General features: G+C 66.5%; 22 protein-coding genes. 12 read left to right on the forward strand and 10 right to left on the reverse strand.

Translation table 11 applies throughout. The features are described 5' to 3' along the window. The first annotated feature begins 330 nt into the window (after positions 1-330). The 7 genes from QP164_RS12315 to QP164_RS12345 all read left to right on the forward strand — a co-directional run bounded on the left by QP164_RS12315 (position 331) and on the right by QP164_RS12345 (position 7,148). Positions 331-1,452, forward strand: coding sequence for an 8-amino-7-oxononanoate synthase (locus QP164_RS12315; RefSeq protein ID WP_333923319.1), 1,122 nt, complete (start codon positions 331-333; stop codon positions 1,450-1,452). Continuing rightward, positions 1,449-2,066: a dethiobiotin synthase gene (gene bioD, locus QP164_RS12320; RefSeq protein ID WP_333923320.1), complete on the forward strand. Its 618-nt coding sequence runs from the start codon at positions 1,449-1,451 to the stop codon at positions 2,064-2,066. The genes QP164_RS12315 and bioD overlap by 4 nt, the downstream gene beginning before the upstream one ends. 37 nt (positions 2,067-2,103) lie before the next feature. Beyond that, on the forward strand, positions 2,104-3,321 hold the full coding sequence (locus QP164_RS12325; RefSeq protein WP_333924250.1) for an adenosylmethionine--8-amino-7-oxononanoate transaminase: 1,218 nt from the start codon (positions 2,104-2,106) through the stop codon (positions 3,319-3,321). A 93-nt stretch (positions 3,322-3,414) separates the two neighbouring features. Beyond that, positions 3,415-4,533 (forward strand): extracellular catalytic domain type 1 short-chain-length polyhydroxyalkanoate depolymerase, encoded by a 1,119-nt coding sequence (locus QP164_RS12330; protein WP_333923321.1) that lies wholly within the window; start codon positions 3,415-3,417, stop codon positions 4,531-4,533. Between the two features lie 498 nt (positions 4,534-5,031). Continuing rightward, positions 5,032-6,405 (forward strand): MATE family efflux transporter, encoded by a 1,374-nt coding sequence (locus QP164_RS12335; RefSeq protein WP_333923322.1) that lies wholly within the window; start codon positions 5,032-5,034, stop codon positions 6,403-6,405. Between the two features lie 85 nt (positions 6,406-6,490). After that, positions 6,491-6,712, forward strand: coding sequence for a hypothetical protein (locus QP164_RS12340; RefSeq protein ID WP_333923323.1), 222 nt, complete (start codon positions 6,491-6,493; stop codon positions 6,710-6,712). 37 nt (positions 6,713-6,749) lie between these two features. Further along, positions 6,750-7,148: an MAPEG family protein gene (locus tag QP164_RS12345; RefSeq protein ID WP_333923324.1), complete on the forward strand. Its 399-nt coding sequence runs from the start codon at positions 6,750-6,752 to the stop codon at positions 7,146-7,148. Between the two features lie 3 nt (positions 7,149-7,151). Here the strand turns inward: QP164_RS12345 and mmsB are convergent, their stop codons facing one another. The 4 genes from mmsB to QP164_RS12365 form a co-directional block, all read right to left on the reverse strand. Next, positions 7,152-8,021 (reverse strand): 3-hydroxyisobutyrate dehydrogenase, encoded by an 870-nt coding sequence (gene mmsB, locus QP164_RS12350; RefSeq protein WP_333923325.1) that lies wholly within the window; start codon positions 8,019-8,021, stop codon positions 7,152-7,154. Positions 8,022-8,149: 128 nt separating this feature from the next. Next, positions 8,150-8,926 carry an enoyl-CoA hydratase gene (locus QP164_RS12355; RefSeq protein WP_333923326.1) on the reverse strand — a complete coding sequence of 259 codons (777 nt, stop codon included), beginning with the start codon at positions 8,924-8,926 and terminating at the stop codon, positions 8,150-8,152. 94 nt (positions 8,927-9,020) lie between these two features. Continuing rightward, the gene (locus tag QP164_RS12360; protein WP_132736282.1) at positions 9,021-10,064 is read right to left on the reverse strand and encodes an enoyl-CoA hydratase/isomerase family protein; all 1,044 of its coding nucleotides are present in this window, start codon (positions 10,062-10,064) and stop codon (positions 9,021-9,023) included. 115 nt (positions 10,065-10,179) lie between these two features. Continuing rightward, positions 10,180-11,325 (reverse strand): acyl-CoA dehydrogenase family protein, encoded by a 1,146-nt coding sequence (locus tag QP164_RS12365; RefSeq protein ID WP_187504454.1) that lies wholly within the window; start codon positions 11,323-11,325, stop codon positions 10,180-10,182. A gap of 127 nt (positions 11,326-11,452) precedes the next feature. On the opposite strand from QP164_RS12365, the gene QP164_RS12370 reads away from it, so the two are divergent. Beyond that, positions 11,453-11,764 (forward strand): GIY-YIG nuclease family protein, encoded by a 312-nt coding sequence (locus QP164_RS12370; protein ID WP_132895537.1) that lies wholly within the window; start codon positions 11,453-11,455, stop codon positions 11,762-11,764. 94 nt (positions 11,765-11,858) lie between these two features. On the opposite strand, the gene QP164_RS12375 is transcribed toward QP164_RS12370, so the two are convergent. Next, on the reverse strand, positions 11,859-13,385 hold the full coding sequence (locus QP164_RS12375) for a CoA-acylating methylmalonate-semialdehyde dehydrogenase (RefSeq protein ID WP_333923327.1): 1,527 nt from the start codon (positions 13,383-13,385) through the stop codon (positions 11,859-11,861). A gap of 107 nt (positions 13,386-13,492) precedes the next feature. On the opposite strand from QP164_RS12375, the gene QP164_RS12380 reads away from it, so the two are divergent. Next, positions 13,493-14,407: a LysR family transcriptional regulator gene (locus tag QP164_RS12380; protein WP_333923328.1), complete on the forward strand. Its 915-nt coding sequence runs from the start codon at positions 13,493-13,495 to the stop codon at positions 14,405-14,407. Positions 14,408-14,448: 41 nt separating this feature from the next. Then, positions 14,449-14,766 carry a hypothetical protein gene (locus QP164_RS12385; protein ID WP_333923330.1) on the forward strand — a complete coding sequence of 106 codons (318 nt, stop codon included), beginning with the start codon at positions 14,449-14,451 and terminating at the stop codon, positions 14,764-14,766. A 105-nt stretch (positions 14,767-14,871) separates the two neighbouring features. Here the strand turns inward: QP164_RS12385 and QP164_RS12390 are convergent, their stop codons facing one another. From QP164_RS12390 to QP164_RS12405, 4 genes are all read right to left on the reverse strand, one after another. Next, positions 14,872-15,954, reverse strand: coding sequence for an acyl-CoA dehydrogenase family protein (locus tag QP164_RS12390; RefSeq protein ID WP_333923331.1), 1,083 nt, complete (start codon positions 15,952-15,954; stop codon positions 14,872-14,874). Positions 15,955-15,958: 4 nt separating this feature from the next. Next, a complete protein-coding gene (locus QP164_RS12395; protein WP_192976669.1) occupies positions 15,959-17,155 on the reverse strand; it encodes an acyl-CoA dehydrogenase family protein in 1,197 nt (398 codons plus the stop codon). Between the two features lie 261 nt (positions 17,156-17,416). Further along, the gene (locus QP164_RS12400; protein WP_243693162.1) at positions 17,417-18,955 is read right to left on the reverse strand and encodes an alginate export family protein; all 1,539 of its coding nucleotides are present in this window, start codon (positions 18,953-18,955) and stop codon (positions 17,417-17,419) included. A gap of 66 nt (positions 18,956-19,021) precedes the next feature. Beyond that, positions 19,022-20,365 carry a dicarboxylate/amino acid:cation symporter gene (locus QP164_RS12405; protein ID WP_435368404.1) on the reverse strand — a complete coding sequence of 448 codons (1,344 nt, stop codon included), beginning with the start codon at positions 20,363-20,365 and terminating at the stop codon, positions 19,022-19,024. 207 nt (positions 20,366-20,572) lie between these two features. Between QP164_RS12405 and QP164_RS12410 the strand changes: the two genes are divergently transcribed. Next, on the forward strand, positions 20,573-22,357 hold the full coding sequence (locus QP164_RS12410; protein WP_333923332.1) for a sensor histidine kinase: 1,785 nt from the start codon (positions 20,573-20,575) through the stop codon (positions 22,355-22,357). Next, positions 22,354-23,679 carry a sigma-54-dependent transcriptional regulator gene (locus QP164_RS12415; protein ID WP_333923333.1) on the forward strand — a complete coding sequence of 442 codons (1,326 nt, stop codon included), beginning with the start codon at positions 22,354-22,356 and terminating at the stop codon, positions 23,677-23,679. The genes QP164_RS12410 and QP164_RS12415 overlap by 4 nt, the downstream gene beginning before the upstream one ends. A 124-nt stretch (positions 23,680-23,803) precedes the next feature. Here the strand turns inward: QP164_RS12415 and QP164_RS12420 are convergent, their stop codons facing one another. Continuing rightward, positions 23,804-24,733: an AbrB family transcriptional regulator gene (locus QP164_RS12420; protein ID WP_333923334.1), complete on the reverse strand. Its 930-nt coding sequence runs from the start codon at positions 24,731-24,733 to the stop codon at positions 23,804-23,806. Between the last annotated feature and the right edge of the window lie 109 nt (positions 24,734-24,842).

Consider the following 24,842-nt stretch of genomic DNA (forward strand, 5'->3'; position numbering starts at 1 on the left):
TCGGGTCTCCTGCTCGACAACAGGGATACCCCAGCTTTCGCTGGGTGACGGAGGGGCGACCGATTGAGCTCACGATCGACCCGCTATCGTCTTCGCAGCGCGCTGGGTTTGGGGCGGCGCAGCGCCGCACCGGTCGAGCTGGGCACAGCGTACGCTAGGCCGCGCACCCCCGTTCGTCACCCCAGCGAAAGCTGGGGTCTCCCGGTTCGGGTCTCCCTCGCGACAACAGGGATACCCCAGCTTTCGCTGGGGTAACGGAGGGGGCAACCGATTGGGGCTCATCATGGACCCGCTATCGTCTTCCCGCCGCGTTGGGTTTAGGGCGGCGCGATGATCTTCGCCGACCAGGACCGAGACCTCGCCAAGCTGGCCGCCGCCGACCGATATCGATCGCTCCGCCCGCGCACCGGCATCGACTTCGCCTCGAACGACTATCTCGGGCTCGCCGGGTCGGACCGGCTGCGCGCCGCGATGATCGACGCCTTGTCGAGGGGCGTACCGGTCGGCTCGGGCGGCTCGCGGCTTTTACGCGGCAATGCGCCCGAGCATGAAACGCTGGAAGCGGAGGCCGCGCGGTTCTTCGGCACCGAGGCGGCGTTGTTCTTCGCCAGCGGCTACATTGCCAACACGATCCTGTTCGCGACATTGCCCCAGCGCGGCGACCTGATCGTCCACGACGCGCTGATCCATGCCAGTGCGCATGAGGGCATGCGTCTCACACGGGCGACCTGCGTTAGCGCGGCGCACAATGATGCCGATGCGTTCGAAGATGCGATTACCGCATGGCGCGCGACGGGTGGCACGGGCCGCGTATGGATCGCGGTCGAGAGCCTCTACAGCATGGACGGCGACCGCGCGCCGCTCGCCGATCTCGCGCAGGTCGCGGACCGCCACGACGCGATCCTGCTGATCGACGAAGCGCATGCGACCGGGGTATTCGGCACCGACGGCCGTGGCCTGGCCGAAGGACTCGACGGACGCGCGAACGTCATAACGCTGCGGACCTGCGGCAAGGCGCTCGGCTGCGAGGGCGCGCTGTTGTGCGGGCCGGCGGTGATGCGCGAATTCATCGTCAATCGCGGCCGCGGGTTCATCTTCTCGACCGCACCGTCGCCGCTGATGGCACTGGCGGTCGGCGAGGCATTGCGGATCATCGCCGACGAACCGGCGCGGCGGGGACGGCTCCGGGACCTGATCGCGACGGCGAGCCGCGTGCTGGCACCGTACGGCGTGGCGGCGACCGGGTCGCAGATCCTGCCGCTGGTGCTGGGGGATGCGGCGCGGACGATGCGGGTCGCCGGCGCGATCCAGGCGGCCGGCTTCGACGTCCGCGGAATCAGGCCACCCACAGTGCCCGCAGGCGGTTCGCGATTGCGGATTTCGTTGACGCTGAACGCGACGGCGGCAGATATCGCGGCTTTGGGAACTGTATTGGGAGAGGCGCTGCAATGACGATCGTGGTCACCGGAACGGACACGGATATCGGCAAGACGGTGTTCGCTGCGGGCCTGACCGCGGCACTCGGTGCGCGCTATTGGAAGCCCGTGCAGGCCGGGCTCGCGGACGGCAGCGATACGGCTTCGGTCGTGACCCTGGGCGTTCCCGCAGACCACGTCCTCCCCGAAGCCTACCGGCTGACCACGCCGTGCTCGCCGCATCTCGCCGCAGAGATCGATGATGTGACGATCGATCCCGAGCGGCTAACGCTTCCCGGAGTCGATGGCCCGCTGGTGGTCGAGGGTGCGGGCGGCGTGATGGTCCCGGTGACGCGCGACCTGATCTTCGCCGACCTGTTCGCGCGATGGGGCAAGCTGGTGGTGCTCGTTGCGCGCACCGGGCTCGGCACGATCAACCACAGCCTGCTCTCGATCGAGGCGTTGCGGAGCCGCGGCGTACCGATCCTCGGCATCGCGTTCGTTGGCGACGCGGTCGAGGATAGCGAGGCGACGATCGCCGCACTCGGTAAGGTCCGGAGGCTCGGCCGCTTGCCCCGCCTCGATCCGTTGAACGCCGCGACGCTGGCCGCGGCGTTCGCCGCGAATTTCGACCTGGAGGCGTTCCGGTGAGTGACTCCCCGTCTGGCATCCGTTCACGCAGCACGGCCTGCGCGAGCCGATCCCGCTCGTCACGCATGCCGAGGGCGCCGCACTCTACACCTCGGATGGCCGGCGGATCGTCGATGCGATCTCGTCCTGGTGGGTGACCACGCATGGCCATGCCAACCCGAAGATCATGGCGGCGATCGCGGAGCAGGCGGGCAAGCTCGACCAGATCATCTTCGCCGGCTGGACGCACCAGCCTGCCGAGGACCTCGCGCGCGGACTGACCGCGATCATGCCGCCCGAATTGACCCGCGTGTTCTTCTCGGATTCCGGCTCGACCAGCGTCGAGTGCGCGCTGAAGATGGCGCTCGGCTATTGGCTCGATCGCGGCGAGGATCGCCACCGCATCCTTGTGATGGAGCACGGCTATCACGGCGACACGATCGGCGCGATGTCGGTCGGCGCGCGCGGCGTGTTCAACCGGGCGTACGATCCGCTGCTGTTCGATGTCGGCACGATCCCCTTCCCCGCCGCCGGGCTCGAACAAGCAACACTTGATGCGCTCGAGAAGGCTTGCGCCGCGCACCCGGCCGCGTTCATCGTCGAGCCGCTGCTGCTCGGCGCGGGCGGGATGCACATCTATCCCGCGCACATTCTCGCCGAGATGCGGCAAATCTGCGCCCATCACGACGTGCTGTTCATCGCCGACGAGGTGATGACCGGCTGGGGCCGCACGGGCAGTTTGCTCGCCTGCGAACAGGCGCGCGTGGTGCCCGATATCCTGTGCCTGTCGAAGGGCCTGACCGGCGGCGCGATCCCGCTCGCGGTGACGATGGCGACCGAGGCGATCTACCAGGCGCATTACGGGACCGACCGGTCGCGGATGTTCTTCCACTCGTCGAGCTACACCGCCAACCCGATCGCCTGCGCCGCCGCCAATGCCAATCTTACGATCTGGCGCGAGGAACCAGTGCGCGAACGGATCGCAGATCTCGCCGCCCGCCAGGCGTCAAGGCTGGAGACGCTCGCCCGGAACCCCCGCATCGCCAATGCGCGCCAGATCGGCACCATCACCGCGGTCGAGCTGCGCGGCGAAGACGGCTATCTTTCGCAGATAGGTCCGCGCTTGCTCGCCTTCTTCGGCGCGCGCGACCTGCTGCTCCGGCCGCTCGGCAACACCGTCTACGTCATGCCGCCCTATTGCATCGACGATGCCGATCTCGATCGGATCTACGCGGCGATCGGCGAGGCGTGCGACGTGCTGGGGCAAGACTCCTGACGTTTTTGCTGCGGTGCAGCAACAAATGATGTACGTCCCACGTTGAGATAAGATCGCGGCCGAGTACGCCTTGCGACGAAAGGCTCGATTGACGTGAGAAACATCGCCGACACCATCGCTCGCATGGCCCGCGCCGGGGCCCCCACGCCGCGCACCACCGCGCCTAGCCGCCTGACGCCGTTGATCGAGTTCGGGACCAATCCGGGGGCCTTGCTCGGGTACGCCTATGTGCCCGCCGACCTTCCTGCGAACGCGCCGTTGGTCGTCGTCCTGCACGGCTGCACGCAGACCGCGGCAGGCTATGATCACGGGTCGGGCTGGTCGCAGCTTGCCGATCGCGCCGGCTTCGCGCTGTTGTTTCCCGAGCAGACGCGCGCGAACAATCCCAATCTCTGCTTCAACTGGTTCGCCTCCGAAGACACCGCGCAAGCCGGCGGTGAAGCCGAATCGATCGCGCAGATGACCGAGACGATGATCGCACGCCACGGCCTCGATCGCAGCCGCGTGTACGTTACCGGGCTGTCGGCGGGCGGAGCTATGACGGTTGCGATGCTCGCCACGCGACCCGATTTGTTCGCGGGCGGGGCGGCGATCGGCGGGCTGGCGTACGGCACCGCGACCGGCGTGTCGCAGGCACTCGACCGGATGCGCGGGCATGGCGATACGAGCGATACGGCTTTGATCGACAAGGTTCGCAGCGGCGCGCGCGGCCATGACGGAGCGTGGCCGACGCTGGCGATCTGGCACGGCGGCGCAGACGCGACGGTCAGCGTCGCGAATGCGGACACGATCGCGCGGCAATGGCGCGGTATCCACGGCGTCGATGCGAACGCGGTGCGCACGGAGCGCGTCGGCACCGCCGTCCACCGGATCTGGTCGGACGCGGAAGGGCGTGACGTGGTCGAGGACTGGACCGTGCCGGGCATGGGTCACGGCACGCCGATCGATCCGTTGCGCGGCGAGCGTCTGGGGGCCGCGGGGCCGTTCATGCTCGATGTCGGGATTTCGAGCACGGCGGTGATTGCGAAATCTTGGGGGCTGATTGCGGCGGCGAAGGCGGAGACTGCGGCAAAGTCAGTGCCGATCGAACGCGTCGCGAAGATGGCGATCCCGTTCTCGTCGAAGCCCGCGCCGAAGCCTCGGCCGGAGCCCCCTGCCGGTATCCAAGCTACGATCGAGAACGCCCTCCGCGCCGCCGGGTTGATGCGGTAGCGTTCCGTCAACCGCCGACGCCGTCGACAGCGTCATTTCTACGAGAACAGCATCCGCCAGCCATCACCTCCGCGGCCCTCACCGCGGTATAGGGGCGACCTCAACATAGCCGTCACCCCGGCACAACCGTCACCCCAGCGAAAGCTGGCGTATCTCACGAGGCAGACGACGCACGCCCCACGATGATATCCCAGCTTTCGCTGGGATGACGGAGTTTGGGAGCGATGCGGCCTTCGACGATCCGGTCGGTCGCTCGTCAATCCAATCGTCCGCGCTTCAACAAGCAAAGTCGCTCCGCATCGATCCTCCCCCGCCAGGGGGAGGTGGCTGGCGCTTGCCAGACGGAGGGGGCGGTAAGGGAGACCTCTGTTTCGTGTCCTCCCCCTCCGTCGCCTTCGGCGCCACCTCCCCTTGCGGGGGAGGATTGGTTGCTCCGGCAGCTACGCTGCGTCCCCATGCGATGATCGACTTGGCCGTGAACCCCGGTAAAGCCGCTACATGACCTCGACCCCGCCCCGCCCTTGGCGAACCGAATTCGCGGCCACGCTGAAGCTCGCCTGGCCGCTGGTCGCGACCAATCTCGCGCAGGCGCTGGTCGGTGCGACCGACGTGGCGATGCTGGGGCGGCTCGGGCCCGATACGCTGGCGGCGGCGACGCTGGGGTTGAACCTCTATCTCGTGTTCCTCGTCTTTGGCATGGGACTCACCACCGCCGCCGTTCCGATGATCGCGCGCGAGCGGGGTGCGCGGCCGCATGCGGTGCGCGATATCCGGCGGACCGTGCGCCAGACCATATGGGTCGCCGCCACGCTCTGTATCCCGTCGTGGATCGTGCTGTGGAATGCCGAAACGATCCTCGTCCACCTGCTCGACCAGGATCCGAAGCTTGCACACGAGGCGGCGAGGTTCGTCCGCGCAGTGATGTGGGGGATGCTGCCGAGCCTCGCCTTCCTCGTGCTGCGCGCGTTCGTCGCCGCGCTCGAGAAACCGGCCTGGTCGCTGGTGGTGATGGTCGGGCTGCTAATCGTCAACGCCGGGCTCAACTGGCTGCTGATCTTCGGTCATGCCGGCCTGCCCGCGCTCGGCCTGCTCGGATCCGGCACCGCGAGCAGCATCGCCAACGGCCTCAGCTTCGTCGCGATGGCCGTCGTGATCGTCTACGCAAAGCCGTTCCGCCGCTATCGCCTGCTCGGCCGGTTCTGGCGCGCCGACCGGCCGCGATACCGCGCAGTGTGGACACTCGGCCTGCCGATCGCGATCACGCTCGGGTTCGAATCGACCGTGTTCATCGCCGCCGTCTTCCTGATGGGCTTGCTCGGCACCGTGCCACTTGCGGCGCATGCGATCGCAATCCAGATCGCCAGCGTCACCTTCATGGTCCCGCTCGGCATCGCGCAGGCCGCCACGATCCGCGTCGGTCTCGCCACCGGACGCGGCGATCGCGCCGGCATCGGACGCGCCGGCTGGGCGGCGTTCGCGATCGGCGAGGGCTTCATGGTGCTGACCGCCGCGCTGCTGATCCTCGCCCCGCAACTCCTGATCGGCATCATCCTCGACGTCGATGCGCCCGCGAATGCGCCGGTCGTCGCGCTGGCGATCTCGCTGCTCGCGGTGGCCGCGGTGTTCCAAGTGGTCGACGGCGCGCAGGTGATCGGCGCGGGGATGTTGCGCGGATTGGGAGATACCACAGTGCCGATGATCTTTGCGGCGATCGGCTATTGGGGGATCGGCATCGGTGTCGGCGCGTGGCTGGCCTTCGCCCGCGGCTGGGGCGGAGTGGGGATATGGACCGGACTTGCGACCGGTCTGGCCGTGGTTTCGGTGCTCATGATGGCGCGATGGCACGCCCGCGAGCGGCTCGGCCTCGGTTGAGGCTCCACTGGCCCCGTTTCGCACTTATGACGGTACCGTTAACTCGTTGAGTGCGTTAACATACATTGCACCACGGGAGCCTAACATGTCCGACCAAGACCGTATCGTCGCGATCGGGCTCCTCACGCAGCGCGACGTCTTCGCGCTCGGCCACGATCTGTCACGCGTCTATCCGATCGACGAAGTGCCGTGCTTCGGCGCGCTGCTCGGGGCGATCGACGATGCCGACCGCGCGTTCCACCGCGCGCACGACGCCCGCCAATCGCTTGCCAATCCACAGATCCAGGTCGCAACATCGGCGCGATAGCGGCGTTCGACACCCGCTACCTTAGCGGAGACCGATCATGACGCATTTGCCTACCGAATTACTGCTGCTCGGCTGGTCGACGGTCCTGTTGTTTGCGTACGTCATGATCCAGGGGCAAACCGCCACGCGCGATCGCGGGCTCGACTGGAATGCGGGTCCACGCGACGGCGAGCAGAAGCCGCTCGGCGAGATGGCAGGGCGCGCCGAACGTGCGCTCAAGAACTTCCAGGAAACCTACCCCGTGTTCGTCGCGCTCGCGCTGGGGCTGGCCGTGGCCGATCGCACCGGCGGGGTGGGGGCGATCGGCGCATGGCTCTGGTTCGGCGCGCGGATCGCGTACGTCCCGCTGTATCTGTTCGGCATCAAATATGTCCGCAGCCTGTGCTGGATGGTGTCGATCCTTGGCCTGCTGCTGATGCTGATCCGCTTCCTTTAGGGCTCAAAGCGTGCGGATAATCGCCGAGAAGTCGAGGCTACCCTGCCCGGCCTCGGCGAACGCCTCGTAGCGCTCGGCAGCCTTCGCGCCCATCGGCGTATCCGCGCCGACGTCCTTTGCCGCGGCCATCGCGAGCCGCAGGTCCTTGAGCATCAGCGCCGTCGCGAAACCGCCCTGATAGTCGTGATCGGCGGGGGTATCGGGGCCGATCCCGGGCAATGGCGCATAGGTGGTCATCGACCAGCTCTGGCCCGAGGACACGCTGGCGATATCGTAGAAGGCCTGTGCATCGAGCCCGAGCTTTTCCGCCAGCACGAACGCCTCGCAGGTCGCGATCATCGTCGCGCCGAGAATCATGTTGTTGCAGATCTTCGCCGCCTGCCCTGCGCCGTTTGTGCCGGCATGGATGACGGCCTTGCCCATATCGGCGAGGATAGCCTGCGCCCGTTCGAACGCCTCCGCCGACCCGCCGACCATGAAGGTGAGCGTGCCCGCATTGGCAGCCCCGATCCCGCCCGACACCGGCGCGTCGACCGCGGCGAGGCCCTTGGCGTGCGCGGCGGCGGCGACCTGATTGGCGGTGGCGACGTCGATCGTCGAGCAGTCGATCAGGATCGCGGACGGAGGGGCAACGCCGAACAGCGTGTCGTAGACCTCGGCGACGTGCTTGCCGGCGGGGAGCATCGTCACGATCGCCTCGGCACCGCCTGCGGCCTCGGCAGCAGACGCGACCGGCAGGCATCCTGCGATCTTCGCCTTGTCCAGCGCGTCGGCGCTCAGATCGAACGCGCGGACGTCGTGGCCCTTCTTGGCGAGGTTCGCCGCCATTCCGCCGCCCATGTTGCCGAGCCCGATAAATCCGATCCGTGCCATTGCTTATCCTCTTTAACGATCGTCATCCCAGCGAAAGCTGGGATCTTTATGGGGCTAGCGTTTCGACCGCCAATGGGGAGACCCCAGCCTTCGCTGGGGTGACGGGGTTGATACGGACGTTTGTCGGGTCACTTCCCCGTCCAGGTCCCGGCGCGCTTCTCGACGAACGCGGCCATGCCTTCGCTCTGGTCCGCCGTCCCGAACAGCCCGTGGAACAGCCGCCGCTCGAACTGGACGCCCATCGCAAGCCCCGTCTCGAACGCCGCGTTGACCATTTCCTTGTTCGCCAGCACCGCCAGCGGCGCCATCGCGGCAATCGTCGCAGCGGTCTTAACCGCCTCCTCGACCAGGTCGTCGGCGGACACGATCCGCGACACGAGGCCAGCGCGCTCGGCTTCGGCGGCGTCCATCATCCGCCCGGTCAGGCACATCTCCATCGCCTTCGCCTTGCCGACCGCGCGCGTGAGCCGCTGCGATCCGCCCATCCCCGGCGATACGGCGAGCTTGATCTCCGGCTGCCCGAACTTCGCGGTATCGGCCGCAAGGATGAAGTCGCACATCATCGCCAACTCGCACCCGCCGCCGAGCGCATAGCCCGCGACTGCCGCGATCACGGGTTTGCGCGTCCGCGTGAAACTCTCCCAGCCGGCGAAGAAGTTGCTCGCGTACATCTCGGCAAAGCCCTGCGACTGCATCTCCTTGATGTCCGCCCCGGCCGCGAACGCCTTGGCGGAACCGGTCAGCACAGCACACCCCTGCGACGCGTCCGCATCGAACGCGGCAAACGCGGCGATCAGGTCGGCGAGCACCTGCGAATTGAGCGCGTTGAGCGCCTGGGGCCGGTTCAACGTGACAAGCGTGACGCCACCGCGCTGCTCGACCAGGATCGTTTCGTAGTCGGCCATTCAATCTCTCCTATCCCGTCACCCCAGCGGAAGCTGGGTCTCTCGATAATGATGAGACCCCAGCTTTCGCTGGGGTGACGTGTGTTCTTTCTACTCAGCCCGGCGTCCACGCCTCATGCTCCGGCAACGGCGCGAAGATCTGGTCGATCACGTGATCGGTCACAGCCTCGGGCGTCGCCGGATCCCAGCGCGGCGCGTTATCCTTGTCGACGATTACCGCGCGCACGCCCTCAATGAAGTCATGCCGCTGCACGACATGCGCGCCAACCGCATATTCCTGCCGCATCTCGTCCGCGAAACTCGCCATCCCCGCGCCCTCGTGGAGCAGCCGGAGCGACACCTTCATCGTCTGCGGCGACTTGGTCTTCAGCGTCGCGAGAGTCTGAGTCGCCCACTCCCCACCATCGGCGTCGAGCGCGGCATAGATCTCCTCCAGCACGTCTGACGCGAACAGCCGGTCGATGTCATCCTTGCGCGCCAAGATCTTCGCGTCGGGTGCCGACGTGGCCAATGCGTCCAACACGCCCGCGATATCCTGCGGCGTCTCCGCGATCCGTGCCTTAGCGGTATCGAGCGTATCGCTCGCGAGAAAATGCGTCGCCAACCCGAGCGCGAGACACTCTGCACCATCGAGCCGGTGCCCGGTCAGCGCGAGATACTGCCCGATCCGCCCCGGCAGCCGCGACAGATACCAGCCGCCGCCAACGTCCGGGAACAGCCCGATCCCCGTTTCCGGCATCGCAAACTTGGTGTTATCGGTCGCAACCCGGAACCGGCACGGCAGCGCTAGCCCGACGCCGCCGCCCATGGTGATCCCGTCCATGAACGCGACGATTGGCTTGGCATAGGTGAACAGCCGGTGGTTCATCCGATACTCGGCGTGAAAAAACGCCCGCGCCTCGACGCCATCGGTCGCGCCCGACGCGGCGAGCATGCGGATATCCCCGCCAGCACAGAACCCGCGCCCCTCGGCATGATCGACGACGATCGCCTCGACCGCCGCGTCGCCACGCCACGCTTCCAGCGCCTCCAGCACGCCTTCGCACATCGCTAGGTTCAACGCGTGCAGCGCCTTCGGGCGGTTCAACCGAATCCGGCCGACAGGCCCTTTACTCTCGACGATCAGATCATCGGTCACGCGTTCACCTCCCGAACATCATCTCCGCGCCTCTGCGCCTCTGCGCGAACAAAAGACTTTTTCGCGCAGGGGCGCAGAGGCGCGGAGCAGAAGAAAGACTTGAAGCTGCGCGGACTCACTGCCGCGTCAGTTCACGACCGACGATCATCCGCATGACCTGGTTCGTCCCCTCAAGGATCGAATGCACCCGCAAGTCGCGCCAGAAACGCTCGATCGGATAGTCCTGCAGATACCCGTAGCCACCATGCAGCTGCAACGCGCGATCCACCACCGACGAGCCCGTATCGGTCGCCAGCCGCTTCGCCATGGCCGCGAACTTGGTCTTGTCGGGCGCGTTCGCCGTCACCTTGGCCGCCGCCATGTAGAGCAGCGCGCGCGCCGCTTCGAGTTCGGTCGCCATGTCGGCCAGCATGAACTGCGTGTTCTGGAAATCGGCGATCGCCTTGCCGAACTGTTTCCGGTCCCTGGTATACGCGATCGCCTCGTCGAGACACCGCTGCGCACCGCCGAGCGAGCACGCGCCGATGTTCAACCGCCCGCCATCGAGCCCCATCATCGCGATCCGGAAGCCCTCGCCCTCGCCGCCGACCATGTTCGCGGCCGGTACGCGGACACCGTCGAAGATCACCTGCCGCGTCGGTTGCGAATGCCAGCCCAGCTTCTTCTCGTTCGCGCCGAACGACACGCCCGGCATGTCCTTCTCGATCACGAGGCACGAGATACCCTTCGGACCGTCCTCACCGGTGCGGACCATCGTCACGTACACCTCGTTCTCGCCCGCACCCGAGATGAACTGCTTCGAGCCGGTCACGATCCAGTCGTCGCCATCGCGCACCGCGCGGGTCTTCAAAGCGGCGGCGTCGGAGCCGGAGCCCGGCTCGGTCAGGCAATAGCTCGCCAGCCGGTCCATCGTCACCAGGTCGGGGAGATACTTGTCCTTCACGCCCTGCGAGCCAAACCGGTCGATCATCCACGCCGCCATATTGTGGATGCTGATGAACGCGGACGTCGACGGGCACCCGTAGGACATCGCCTCCATGATCAGCGCGGCTTCCAACCGCCCAAGCGCGATCCCGCCGCTTTCCTCGCTGACGTAGATCGCCGCGAAGCCGAGTTCGGCCGCCGCTTTGATCGTGTCGCGCGGGAAGATGTGCTTCTCGTCCCACTCGGCCGCATGCGGCGTGATCCGGTCGGCGGTGAACCGGCGTGCCAGCTCCTGGATCTCGCGCTGGTCGTCGGTGAGGTCGAACTGGTTGGTCATCGGACTTTCCTGAATCGTCATACTGGGTCCGTCATACTGGGCTTGACCCAGTATCCAGAGCGGCGAATGCTGATGCTCGTGGCTCTGGATCCTGACTTTCGTCAGGATGACGGGGTGGGGGAATGATATGGCTAGACAACCCGCGGTCTATATCATGGCGAGCTGGCGTAACGGAACGCTGTACATCGGCGTAACCTCCGACCTGATGGCACGGATCGTTCAGCATCGTGAGAGCGCGTTCGCTGGGTTTACTAAGCGATACGCGGTTAACCGGCTGGTGTGGTTCGCAATGGCCGACACGATGGAGGGGGCGATCACGCGCGAGAAGCAGCTCAAGGTCTGGAAGCGCTCGTGGAAGATCGAGCTTATCGAGACCGACAATCCTACGTGGCGCGATCTGGCCGAAGACTGGGGTTTCGATCCCCTCCCGTCATCCTGACGAAAGTCAGGATCCAGAGTCAAAAGCGTCGCGCTCCGTAACTCTGGATCCTGGATCAAGTCCAGGATGACGGGATCCGGGGATGGCAAACCACTCACCCCATCGTCGGGATGACGAACGCGTCGTTGTTGCGCGCCGGCCCGCCATCCTCGGCCATCGCCGGCAGCGCAGACCCATCCGGCCAGCGCTGCGTGATCGTCTTGACCTTGGTCCAGAACTTCACGCCCTCCATGCCGTGCTGGTTGGTGTCGCCGAACGCCGAGCGCTTCCACCCGCCGAACGTATGATACGCGACCGGCACCGGGATCGGCACGTTGATGCCGACCATCCCGACATTCACCCGCGCCGCGAATTCGCGCGCCGCGTGGCCGTTGCGGGTGAAGATCGCGACGCCGTTGCCGTATTGATGCTCGCTCGGCAGCCGCACCGCCTCCTCGAAATCGGCGGCGCGAACGATCTGGAGCACCGGCCCGAAGATCTCCTCCTTGTACGCCGACATCTCCGTCGTGACGTGATCGAACAGCGACGGCCCGATGAAGAAGCCTTTCTCATGCCCCTGCAACGCAAACCCGCGCCCGTCGACGACCAGTTCCGCGCCCTCGTCGACGCCGGTCTGGATCCAGTTTTCGATCCGAGTGCGATGCGCTGCGTTCACCACTGGGCCGTAATGCGCGTCGTTGTCGGTCGACACGCCGACGCGCAACGCCGCGATCGCCGGGATCAGCTTCTCGCGCAAAGCCACGGCGGTCTTCTCGCCGACCGGCACCACCACGGGCAAGGCCATGCAGCGCTCGCCAGCGCTCCCGAACGCGGCGCCCGACAGGTCGGCGACGACCTGGTCGAGGTCGGCGTCGGGCATGACGATGCCGTGGTTCTTCGCGCCGCCCATCGCCTGGACGCGCTTGCCCGCCTCGACGCCGCGACGATACACGTAATGCGCGATGTCGGACGATCCGACGAAGCTCACCGCCGAGATCGCGGGATGATCGAGGATCGCGTCGACCATCTCCTTGTCGCCGTGGACGACCTGGAAGATCCCCTCGGGCAGCCCCGCCTCGACGAACAATTCGCCGAGCCGCACCGGCACCGACGGATCGCGCTCGCTGGGCTTGAGGATGAACGCATTGCCGGTGGCGATCGCGACGCCCGACATCCACAGCGGGATCATCGCCGGGAAGTTGAACGGCGTGATCCCCGCGCCGATACCGAGCGGCTGGCGCATGGAATACACGTCAATTCCGGGGCCGGCGCCTTGGGTGTATTCACCCTTGAGGATGTGCGGAATGCCGCAGCAGAACTCGATTACCTCGAGCCCGCGCTGGATATCGCCCTTCGAATCCGCGATCACTTTGCCGTGCTCGGACGACAGCAGGCGCGCGAGTTCGTCCATGTTCGCTTCGACGAGCCGCTTGAACTCGAACATGACGCGGGCGCGACGCTGCGGGTTGGTCGCGGCCCAGCCCGGCTGTGCCTTTTGCGCGGCGGCGACGACGCGGTCCAAATCGGTCGCGCCCGACAGCCGTACCCGCGCCTGCACCTCGCCCGAATTCGGGTCGAACACGTCGCCGAAGCGCTCCGCCGTGCTCGCCGCACCGCTCACGAAATTCTCGATCGTCCGCATGGGCATCCTCTTCTAGTTATCCGCACCGTCGGCCATAAGGCTTTCGCAGCCAAGTGGGGCTGTTTGCAGAATCGCTCTGCGAATATGCAGTATAGGGTGAGGCGTTCATGGATTGGGACGACGTCCGATATTTCCTCGCTCTGGCGCGCGCGCACCGGCTCGGACCGGCCGCAAAACTGCTCGGGCAGGACGCGACGACGGTGTCGCGGCGGCTGCAACGCCTCGAGCGGCGACTCCAGACGACGTTGTTCGAACAGACCGTCGCCGGCTACGCGCTGACCGAACGCGGCGCGGCGCTATTGGAACACGCCGAGACGATGGAGGCGTCCGCGCTCGGCATCCAGGAAGTCGTCGGCAATGATGCAGGGGTACTCGCCGGCCCGATCCGGTTGAGCGTCTCGGAAGGGTTCGGCAGCCGCATTCTTGCGCCGCGCCTCGCGTCGTTCACCAACCAGCATCCGCGGATCGCCGTCGACCTGATCGCGTCGACCGGCTTCCTCAACCCCTCGCGGAGAGAGGCCGACATCGCGGTGATGCTTGCGCGGCCCAAGAGCGGCCCGCTGGTGGCGCGCAAGCTGACCGACTATCACCTCGGCCTCTACGCGAATCCGGATCACCTCGCGCGGACCGGGCCGATCGCTACGACCGCGGACCTGATGCGCCACCGGCTGATCGGCTACGTCCCGGACATGATCTACGCGCCCGAACTCCGCTATCTGGCGGAAATCGACGGCCGGCTCGACGCCTCGATCCGCAGTTCGAGTATCGTCGCGCAGGCCGAGCTGATCGCCGCGGGAGCGGGATGCGGGATTCTGCCATGCTTCATCGGCGACCGGATGCCGGGGCTGGTCCGCGTGCTGCCCGACGCGGTGGACATCGCGCGCTCGTTCTGGCTCGTCGTCCACCGCGACGTCCGCCGGATCGCGCGGATCGACCGGTTCATCGCGTGGCTGGACGCGACCATCGCCGAGTTGAAGCCGCTGATGTTGGGCACGACGCCTGTGATTGCCGCTCGGAATTGAGCGCCGTATAGCGCCCGCGGCAGTTCGCCCGGAGTAACAGCGTGATCCCGACCCTCTACCACAAGATGATCGACTGGATCGGCGATGGCACCGGGCTGCCCGATACGATCCTGCACATCCATGCCGGGATGGCGCTGCTGATGATCGCGCGGCTGATCACGCGGCGGTCGTTTGGAACGTTCATTCCGTGGTGGGTGGTGGTCGCGGGCGAGGCGTTCAACGAGATCATGGACCGCCTGACGTTCGGGTCGTGGCGGTGGGAGGATACCTCGCTCGATATCCTCAACACGCTGCTGTGGCCGACGGTGATCTGTGTTGGCGTGCGGCTGCGGCCGATGATCGGGAAGCGCGGGCGTTAGAGCCCACTAGCCGCCCGTCATCCTGACGAAAGTCAGGATCCAAAGCCATCGACGATAACGCCCGCGACCCTGGGTCCTGACTTTCGTCAGGATGACGAAAAATAGTCAGCCCAGCGCAATATACCGTTGCAGGTGATAGTCCTCGTCACCGAGCTGGTGGTCGATCATCACCAAGCGCTTGGCGTAATGCGACACCGCGTATTCCCACGTCATGCCGATGCCGCCGTGCAGCTGGATCGACTCCTCCGCGACCAGCGCACCAGTCCGACCGATCGTGTATTTCGCCGCTGACAGAGCACGTTCACGCGCCTTCGCATCGTCGCCGTCGAATGCCGACGCAGCGTTGATGACCGCGGACTGTGCCTGCTCGATCTCGAGCAGCACCGTCGCCATGCGGTGCTGGAGCGCCTGGAACTTGCCGATCGGCACACCGAACTGCTTGCGGTCGCGGAGATAGCCGAGCGTGGCTTCCTTGACGAACTCCATCGCGCCGACCGCCTCGGCCGACAGCGCGAGCAACCCTGCCCCGACCGCCGCATCGACGATCGCCTGCCCCTGCCCTTCGCCGCCGACGCGCGCGTCCGCGCCGAGCGCCACGTTCTCGAACGTCACGTCGCCGGCTCCACCGCCCTCGACAACGTTGTAGCTCCGTACCGAAACGCCCGCAGTGTCCGCGGGCACGAGGAACACCAGCGGATCGCCATCCTGCTCGACCGTCACTACGAACACCGACGCCGCGCCCGCCTGCGGAACGACCGCCTTGGTGCCGCTCAGCGTCCAGCCGTCGCCGCTCTTCGTCGCAGTCACAGGATTAGCCCCGTCGTCATGTGCAAAAGCGGCGATCGTCTCGCCCGACACGATCCCGGCCAGCGCATCGTCATGCCCGCCGCCCGCCGCCAGTGCACGCCCGGCCATCAGCGCGCCGAGGAACGGCTCAACCACCAGCGCGCGACCGAGCGCTTCGAACACCACCATGATGTCGAACCCGCTGCCGCCGAAGCCGCCCGCCGCCTCGTTGAACAGCGCCGAAACGATGCCCAGCTCGTTCAACTGCGTCCAGACCGCCGGGTCGTACCCCGCCTCGCTATACGCCCCCGCATTGCGCGTATCGATCGGATAGCCGTCCCGCAGCGCGCGGACGAGCGTGTCGGCGAGCATGCGGCGGTCGTCGGTGTGTTCGAAGTTCATGTGATCAGAGACCCAGGATGGCTTTGGAGATGATGTTCTTCTGGATCTCGTTCGACCCGCCGAAGATCGACAGTTTGCGGTTGTTGAAATAGCTCGGCGCCGCCATCGCCGCATCTTCCGGCCCGACATCCTCGCCGTTCCACCCGGCCTCCAGAGCCTCGGGTATGTACGGCGCCGCGTACGATCCATACGCACGACGCGTCAGCGAGGTGATCTCCTGCCGGATCTCGGTGCCCTTGATCTTGAGCATTGAGCTCTCCGCGCCCGGCGCACCGCCGCCCGCGACCGCCGCAAGCACGCGCAGGTTGGTCGTCTGCATGTTGGCGAGATCGATTTCGACCCGCGCCATCCGCGCCGCGAACAGCGGATCGTCCGCCAGCGAGCGCCCACCCTTCTTCTGCATCTGCGCGACTTCCTTCAGCCGCTCGAACGACGCGATCGAGAAGCCGACGCCGGCGATGTTGGTGCGCTCATAGGTCAGCAGATACTTGGCGTAGGTCCAGCCGAGGTTCTCTTCGCCGACGAGGTTGGCGACGGGCACCTCGACATCGGTAAAGAACACCTCGTTCACCTCTTGCTCGCCGTCGATCAGCGTGATCGGGCGGACCTCGATGCCGGGCGACTTCATGTCGATCAGCAGGAACGAGATGCCCTCCTGCTTCTTCGCGGTCGCGTCGGTGCGGACGAGGCAGAATATCATGTCGGCATGCTGGCCGAGCGTCGTCCAGGTCTTCTGGCCGTTGACGACATAGACGTCGCCCTTCCTGACCGCGGTGGTCTTGAGGCCCGCAAGATCGGAGCCGGCACCGGGCTCGGAATACCCCTGGCACCACCAGTCGGAGCCATCGAGAATCCGCGGCAGCCACTGCTTCTTCTGCTCTTCCGAGCCGTATTTGATCAGCACCGGGCCGAGCATGTTGACGCCGAACGGCACGACGCGGGGCGCGTGCGCGAGCGCGGACTCATTGTCGAAGATGAAGCGCTGGATCACGCTCCAGCCGGGGCCGCCCCACTCCTCGGGCCAGTGGTTCGCCAGCCAGCCGCGCTCGTTGAGGATGGCGTGCCACTCCTCCATGTCCGACTTCCGCAGCCGCTTGCCCTCGCGAACCAGCGTCGAAAGGCGGGCGGGCAGTTTGTCGCGGAAGAAGCTGCGGACTTCCTCGCGGAAGGCTTCTTCCTCGGGCGTGAAGCTGAGATCCATGGCCATGTGCTCCTGATGTTGGAGTCCATGTGCCACAGTCGATCGAGGAATTGAAGGACCGGTATGGTCTGGATAACCGAATTTGTTGCGTGGTGCGACGCAGGTTAATCTGGGCGGTATCGCCACACCTTGATCCTCCCCTGGCAGGGGAGGTGGCTGGCGCTCCCCAGACAGAGGGGTGTCACGCTCTCGATGGCGCGCCACCCCTCCGTCAGCCCTGCGGGCTGCCACCTCCCCTCAGAGGGGAGGATCGATAGGGCGTCAGAACCGGTAGCTGATCCAGCCGGCAAGGAAGTCGGAGTTCTTATACCCGGCATTGGTCAGCGCCGGCCCGGCGATCAGATGCTCGTACCGCCCGGTGAACGACAGCCGCGAGGTGAACGGGTACACCGCCTGGAACCGGATCGTGTCGGCGATCTTCTTGCCCCCGAAATTCTGCGTGCCCGCAAACGCCGAGCCGTTCGCGCGGTACACCGCATCGCTCGTCGTATCGCGCCAGGACAGCTGATATTCCGCGGTCATGCGCAGCTTGCCGAACGGCGTGAACGTCACGTTCGGCGCGAGCGCGATCAGGTTGGTCGGCGTCGCGAACAGCTGGTAGCTGTAATAGATGTTGTTGCCGAACGGCGCGAGCGAGTTGCGCAGCGTGCCCTTCCCGTATGCGCCGCCACCGCTCGCATAATCGGCGTGGAAACCGACGCGCGGCGCGGACTTGCCGTCGCCAATCTTGTAGGTCTGCGCCAACAGGATCAGCCACGCCTTGATCGAGCGGTTGTCGTAACTGCCGCCCTGGTAATTGATCGTCCAGTCGAGATTGACCGGCCCGGCGTCACCCCAGACATGCAGGCCGTAGAAATTGCGGACTTCGCGCGCGGTGTCGGTGCCCCATACTGCCGTGCGATTGCGCAGCCGCCAGAGGAACGGATCGACGTACAGCTTCGACCCGCCGAACAGCGTTTCGGGCACGACGATCCCGGTCGAGATACCCGAGAAGCGCCGCGCGCTCTCGGCGTTGTCGTCCTGAGTACCACCATTGCCATAGGCGGTCGGCTTGAAGTCGAACACGTCGGCGCGGACGCCGGCAGCGCGCGCCCAGGCCCGGAAGCCGTTGAAACCGAAGAACAACGTGTTGTTGTCGCGCGGCACCACCATCAGGTTCGGGCCATCGGCGAACGTCTGGCGACCATAGCGCACGCCGACGTCGACATCGGCCACCGTCCCGGTCAGATCGACGAACGCCTGCTGCACCGCGAGCTTGTTGCGCAGGTTTGGTAGCGCAGTGCCGAGATTCTCCCCTTCCAGCGTGCCATGCGCGAGCTCGCCATAGAACCGGAGATGCTCGCCGACATGCAGATCGGCACCACCGAACAGGCGAAGAATGTCCTGCCGCTGCGCTTCCGAGTCGCGGAGATTAGGGTTGGTGGTCTGGTTGACGCGCAACCGCGCCTCGCCCGACAGTGTCAAATAGACGTCGCCATCGCCGGCAATAGAGATGAACTTCAGCTGGTCGACGATGTCCTTGCGCTTCTTCGGGTCGCGCAGCTTCGACCAATCCTCAGCCCAGCGCGACTGGTTATAGCCACCCGACGTCGTCCCGTCGCCGATCGCGGCGTTGGGATAGCTCTCCGCGATCGGCGAGGCTTCGGCGGTGCTCGACACGTCCTTGGCGCCGACATTGGCCTGGCGCGAAGGCGGCGCCTCGGCCTGTGCGGTGGCGACATTCGCGAACGCGAAGATCGAGAGCGCGGACGTGGCAAGGCCAGCCGCGTGCCGCAAGCGGCGCATCGTCATCGAGGTCATAAGCAAGTTCCGGTACTGGCTGGCGGGAACGGGCGGGCGGGGACGGGCTGGCCGTCCCCGCCGGCATCAATGGGCGGTGGCAGCGGCGGGGATTGCCGCCGGCACGAACTCGGGGAGCTTGCCCGACAGCGCCGCGTTCAGCTTGTCGCGGTCGAGTGCGCCCTCCCAGCGGGCGACGACGATCGTCGCGACCGCGTTGCCGATGAAGTTGGTAAGGCTGCGGCACTCGCTCATGAAGCGATCGACACCGAGGATCAGCGCCATGCCGGCAATCGGCACGGTCGGCACGATCGACAGCGTCGCGGCCAGGGTGATGAAGCCCGCGCCGGTCACGCCCGCCGCACCCTTCGAAGAGATCATCGCGACGACCAGCAGCAACAGTTCCTGGCCGAGCGTCAGGTGCGTGTTGGTCGCCTGCGCGATGAACAGCGCCGCCAGCGTCATGTAAATGTTGGTGCCGTCGAGATTGAACGAATAGCCGGTCGGCACGACCAGCCCGACCACCGACTTCTCGCAGCCTGCCGCTTCCATCTTCTGGATCAGGTTCGGCAGCGCGGCTTCCGACGACGACGTCCCGAGCACCAGCAGCAATTCGGCCTTCAGATACTTGATCAGCTTGAAGATCGAGAAGCCGGTGAGCCGGGCGACGGTGCCGAGGATGACGACCACAAACAGCGCCGCGGTGAGATAGAAGGTAGCGACCAGCGCACCGAGATTGGCAAGGCTGCCGATCCCGTACTTCCCGATCGTAAACGCGATCGCACCGAACGCACCGAGCGGCGCTGCGCGCATTAGGATGCCGACCAGCTTGAAGACGATCAGGCTGAGGCGCTCGAGGAAGTTCAGCACCGGCTTGGCAGGCTCGCCGACTAGGCTCAGCGAGATGCCGAACAGGATCGCGACGAGCAGGATCTGAAGGATGTTGCCCTCGGTGAACGCGCTGACCATCGTGTCCGGGATGATGCTCATCAGGAACCCGGTGATCGTCGTCTCGTGCGCCTTCACGGTGTAGTCGGCGATGCCCTTGGTATCGAGCGTGGCAGCGTCGATGTTCATCCCCGCGCCCGGCTGGACGACGTTGGCGACGATGAGGCCGACGATCAGCGCCAGCGTCGAGAAGAACAGGAAGTACGCGAACGCCTTGCCCGCGACGCGACCGACCGAGCCGAGCTCCTTCATGCCCGCGATACCGGTGACGAGCGTCAGGAAGATCACCGGGGCGATGATCATCTTCACCAGCTTGATGAACGCATCGCCGAGGGGCTTCAGCGCCGCGCCGTAGGTCGGGTAGAAATGCCCGAGCGCCGCGCCGAGCGCGATCGCGATCAGGACCTGGATATAGAGCTGGCCGCTCCAGCGCTTCCGCGCGGGCGTTTCCGCGACGCCATATGTCTGGGTGGGTAGGGTCAACATCGCCTCCTGGCATTCTCGTCCACTCACGCGGGACGTTATGTGCGACGGTAATGCCGGGCCGAACCCAGGACTACAAGAGCCGCGCCTTCAGCGCTTAAAACGTTGGTTTTTAGCCATTTATCAGCATACCCACTGTTCGGACGTGTGGAAATCGCCGCATTTCATCAATGGTGCGGGCGGTGCGTGTGTGATAATCCGCACAAAATGACGCGACTCCGATCTCCCCTTTTCGTCACGGCGTTGACGGTGCTGCTGGCGTTCGCGGCGCTTGGCGTGATCGTCGCGGGAGTCGCCTCGATCTACGGCCAGCGCGCCGCCCAAGACGCGCGCGCAGGCGTTCGGATGCGCGCGGTCCAGCAGACGCGGAGCAACCTTCGCCTGCTCGAAGCGGAGCTGCAGACCTATCGCCTGCTGCCGATAATGCTCGGCGAATACCCCGACGTCCGCGCGGCACTCGCGTCGGGCCAGGTCGACCCGGCGCTCAACACCAAGCTTGCGCTGCTGGCCGAGCGCACCGGCGCCCCGGTGATCTATGCGCTCGATACGCAAGGCATGACGATCGCCGCCTCGAACGCCGGCCGCCCCGACAGCTTCCTCGGCCACGACTACCGCTTCCGCGATTATTTCACCAAGGCGATGGCCTCCGGCGCAACCGAGTTCTTCGCACTCGGCAGCGTCAGCGGGCGGCCGGGCCTGTACCTGTCACGACGGATCGACCGCGCCGGTCGACCGCTCGGCGTGGTCGTGGTCAAGGTCGAGTTCGAAAAGATCGCACGCGCGTGGATCCAGGACCGGATGGCGACCTTCGTCACCGATCCCGACGGCGTCATCCTGATCTCCAGCGATCCGAAGCTCGAATTTCGGACCACCCGCCCACTCTCGCCTTCGCGCCGCGCCGAGCTGGTCGAGACGCGCCAGTTCGGGACGTCGCCACTGGCTCCCGCCCCACTGACGCTTGCCGAGGGGGTTTCGCGGCTGCCCGACGGATCGCCTGCGATCACGGTGTCGTTGCCGGTACCGATCTCCGGCTGGCGGCTGGTGCATATGGAGCCGCTCGACGCTGCCCTGCGCACCGCCGCAGCGCGCACGCGCTGGGCAACCGCGATCGCCGCGATGCTGACGATCGCCGCCATGCTTGGCGCATGGTGGCTGTACGAGCGGCGCAAGCGCAACGTCGGCGCGCGCGCTGAACTGGAGGCGGAAGTCGCCCGCCGCACCGCCGAACTCCGCGCCACCGCCGACCGCCTCCAGATCGAGGTCGAACAGCGCGAGGCGTCCGACCAGCGGTTCCGCCAGGCCCGCGAGGAGCTGGCGCACGCCAACCGCGTCGGCTCGATCGGCACGATTACCGCCAGCGTCGCGCACGAGATCAATCAGCCGGTCGCCGCGATCCGCACCTTCGCCGACAACGCCGCTGCCTTCCTCGACCGCGGAGAACCCGCGCGTGCGGCGACCAATCTCCAGTCGATCGTCGATCTCACTAGCCGGATTGGCACGATTACCGCTGGGCTGAGGCGCTATGCCCGGCGCGGCGCAGGCTCGATCGGCCCGGTGGCGCTAGACGAGGCGATCGACGGCGTCCGCCTGCTGATCGGAGACCGCTTCCGCGCGAAGGGGGTCATGCTCGACCTGCCGAATGGCCCCGAGGCGCGATTGACGGTGATCGCCGGCCGCGTCCGTCTGGAACAGGTGCTGGTCAACCTCCTCCAGAACGCACTCGACGCGGTCGCCGACCGACGCGATGCCCGCGTGAGTGTCACGGTCGGTCGGAAAGGCCGCGATGTCGTGCTGACCGTCGCGGACAACGGTCCCGGCATCGAGGCCGACATCGCCGACCACCTCTTCACCCCGTTCGCGACGAGCAAGAAGGACGGCCTCGGCCTCGGCCTCGGCATCGCGCGCGACATCATGACCGAGTTCGGCGGCACGCTCGACCTCGTCCCCGCTCCAGAAGGCGCCATCTTCCGTATGATCCTGGTGAAGGCATGAGCGAGCAAGCCGTCTTGCTCGTCGACGACGACGACGTCCTCCGCGGAGCGCTCGAGCAATCGTTTGAACTCGCCGGCATCGCGGTGATCGCGGAGCGCGACCCGACCGTCGCACTTGCCCGCGTAACCGCCGGGTTCGACGGCGCGGTCGTATCCGACATTCGCATGCCGAAGATGGACGGCCTCGAACTCTTCCGCCGGATCGCCGCGATCGACCACGAGATCCCGGTGCTGCTGATGACCGGCCACGGCGACGTCGCGATGGCGATCGCCGCGCTCAAGAACGGCGCGTTCGACTTCATCCCGAAGCCGTTCGCGACGGACCATTTGATTGCGGGGGCACGCCGGGCGCTAGAAATGCGCCGCCTCGTCCTCGACAACCGCCGCCTCCGCGCCGCCGCCGAGGAAACGGTCGGCGCCGAACCCCTGATCGGCGAGACCCCGGTGATGGTCCGCCTGCGCGAAACGATGCGCCAGATCGCGCAGGCCGACATCGACGTGCTGGTCGAAGGCGAGACCGGCACCGGCAAGGAACTTGTCGCTGTACTACTCCACCGCTGGAGCAACCGCCGCTCGCGCCCGTTCGTCGCGGTCAACTGCGCCGCGCTGCCCGAGGCGGTCGCGGAGATCGAACTGTTCGGCCACGACGGCGACTCCCGCCTGCCGCGCACCGGCCGGATCGAGGCCTCGAACCGCGGCACGCTGTTCCTCGACGAGATCGAGAGCACGCTGCCAGCGTTCCAGGCGAAACTGCTCCGTGTACTCGAGGAGCGCGAGGTGATGCCGGTCGGCGGCGACCTCCCGCGTGCGCTGGACCTGCGCGTGATCGCCGCCGCCAAACCCGGCCTCGAACAGGCGGTCGAAGAAGGCCGCTTCCGCGCCGACCTGCTCTTCCGGCTCGACGCGGTACGCTTGCGCATCCCCCCGTTACGCGAACGTCGCGACGACATCCCGCTGCTGTTCGGGCATCTGCTCCATCAGGCGGCGGAACGGTTCGGCCGCGAGGTCCCGACGATCGACACCGCGACGCTAGCGTATCTCGGCCAGCACGACTGGCCCGGCAACGTCCGCGAACTCGACAACCTCGCCAAGCGCCTCGTCCTGCGCGTCGAGGCGGAGGAGGCGGTCGACGAAGACAGCGATATCCCCCTCCCCGCCCGCGTCGACAAGTTCGAGGAAGCCACGATCCGCGCGACCCTGCAACAGGTCAGCGGCGACGTGCGCTCGGCGCTAGCCGCACTCGGCATCCCGCGAAAGACGTTCTACGACAAGCTGAAGCGCCACGACATCGACGTGGAGGCGTATCGTCCGACCAAGGGCTGACCGCAGATACTCCCCTGCAAGGGGAGGTGGCAGCGCGAAGCGCTGACGGAGGGGTGACCCGCTCCCGATAGCGCGACACCCCTCCGTCGCTGCGCGACACCTCCCCTTGCAGGGGAGGATCAATCTAAGTCGGAATGACCGGCGGCGGCACGCCGCCCTGCCGCGTCGCCACGAACTTCGCGAGCGGCGGCCCGATCAGCAACACCCCCAGAAACCGCAACACCTGAAGCGCCATTACGAACGGCACATCGACCGGACTCGACGCCGCAATGATTGCGACCGAGTCCATCCCGCCAGGACTCGTCGCCAGATATGCGGTAACCGGATCGATCCCCCACCACCGTGTCAAAACCGCCGCAATCCCGCCGCAGAACGCGATCAGCAGCGCCACCGACAACAGGATACGCGGCATCGCCTTCCCCGCCACCCGCAGCGTATCGCGCGTGAACGACAGCCCGATCCGCCACCCGACCACTGCATAGCTGACCGCCAGCAACCACTGCGGCAACACCGGTTGCGCGACGCCGGTGACATTGAGCGCCGCCCCCGCCACCAGCGACCCGAGCAGCGCGCCGGCGGGAAGCTTCAGCACGACCCCAACACTCGCACCGACACCGGCAATCGCGATCGTCCGCAGCACGACCACCGCGTCTACGGATGCGAACCAAGTCGCCGCAACATGATGCCCGCTCCCGCCGCCGACCATCACCGCCGCCAGCACCGAAGCGACCACCGCCACGCTCACCACCCGCGTGTACGTCATCACCGCGACCAGCCGCGAATCCGCGCCGTACGCCTGCGCCATCAACACCATCGCGCTCGCCGCGCCCGGCGTCGATCCCCACACCGCGACGGTGCCCGGCAACACCTGCCACCGGCTCAGCAAATATCCGAGCACGCTACTGGCGGCGAGCGTGACGAAATTGACCATCAGGAACACCGGCCAGTGATCCGCCACCGTCGCGACGATCCCGGTCGTGATCGAGCCCGCGATCAGCGTCCCCACCGCCGCCTGCGCGCCGCGAAAGCCGAAGTCGGCACGGTCAACGACCAACCCCTCACCGCAAGCACCACCGCCGCGACCATCGGCCCGAGCAACAACCCCGCAGGCAGCCCAACGACCTCCAGCACCCCCGCGATCACCGCCGACAGCGCGATCAATA

The organism is Sphingomonas sp. LR59 (genome assembly GCF_036855945.1).
GTDB lineage: Bacteria > Pseudomonadota > Alphaproteobacteria > Sphingomonadales > Sphingomonadaceae > Sphingomonas.

Coding starts and splice junctions, on each gene's coding strand:
- QP164_RS12315 (WP_333923319.1), top strand. CDS start 331: ATGATCTTCGCCGACCAGGACCGAGACCTCGCCAAGCTGGCCGCCGCC.
- bioD (WP_333923320.1), top strand. CDS start 1,449: ATGACGATCGTGGTCACCGGAACGGACACGGATATCGGCAAGACGGTG.
- QP164_RS12335 (WP_333923322.1), top strand. CDS start 5,032: ATGACCTCGACCCCGCCCCGCCCTTGGCGAACCGAATTCGCGGCCACG.
- QP164_RS12340 (WP_333923323.1), top strand. CDS start 6,491: ATGTCCGACCAAGACCGTATCGTCGCGATCGGGCTCCTCACGCAGCGC.
- QP164_RS12345 (WP_333923324.1), top strand. CDS start 6,750: ATGACGCATTTGCCTACCGAATTACTGCTGCTCGGCTGGTCGACGGTC.
- mmsB (WP_333923325.1), bottom strand. CDS start 8,021: ATGGCACGGATCGGATTTATCGGGCTCGGCAACATGGGCGGCGGAATG.
- QP164_RS12355 (WP_333923326.1), bottom strand. CDS start 8,926: ATGGCCGACTACGAAACGATCCTGGTCGAGCAGCGCGGTGGCGTCACG.
- QP164_RS12365 (WP_187504454.1), bottom strand. CDS start 11,325: ATGACCAACCAGTTCGACCTCACCGACGACCAGCGCGAGATCCAGGAG.
- QP164_RS12370 (WP_132895537.1), top strand. CDS start 11,453: ATGGCTAGACAACCCGCGGTCTATATCATGGCGAGCTGGCGTAACGGA.
- QP164_RS12375 (WP_333923327.1), bottom strand. CDS start 13,385: ATGCGGACGATCGAGAATTTCGTGAGCGGTGCGGCGAGCACGGCGGAG.
- QP164_RS12380 (WP_333923328.1), top strand. CDS start 13,493: ATGGATTGGGACGACGTCCGATATTTCCTCGCTCTGGCGCGCGCGCAC.
- QP164_RS12390 (WP_333923331.1), bottom strand. CDS start 15,954: ATGAACTTCGAACACACCGACGACCGCCGCATGCTCGCCGACACGCTC.
- QP164_RS12395 (WP_192976669.1), bottom strand. CDS start 17,155: ATGGATCTCAGCTTCACGCCCGAGGAAGAAGCCTTCCGCGAGGAAGTC.
- QP164_RS12400 (WP_243693162.1), bottom strand. CDS start 18,955: ATGACCTCGATGACGATGCGCCGCTTGCGGCACGCGGCTGGCCTTGCC.
- QP164_RS12410 (WP_333923332.1), top strand. CDS start 20,573: ATGACGCGACTCCGATCTCCCCTTTTCGTCACGGCGTTGACGGTGCTG.
- QP164_RS12415 (WP_333923333.1), top strand. CDS start 22,354: ATGAGCGAGCAAGCCGTCTTGCTCGTCGACGACGACGACGTCCTCCGC.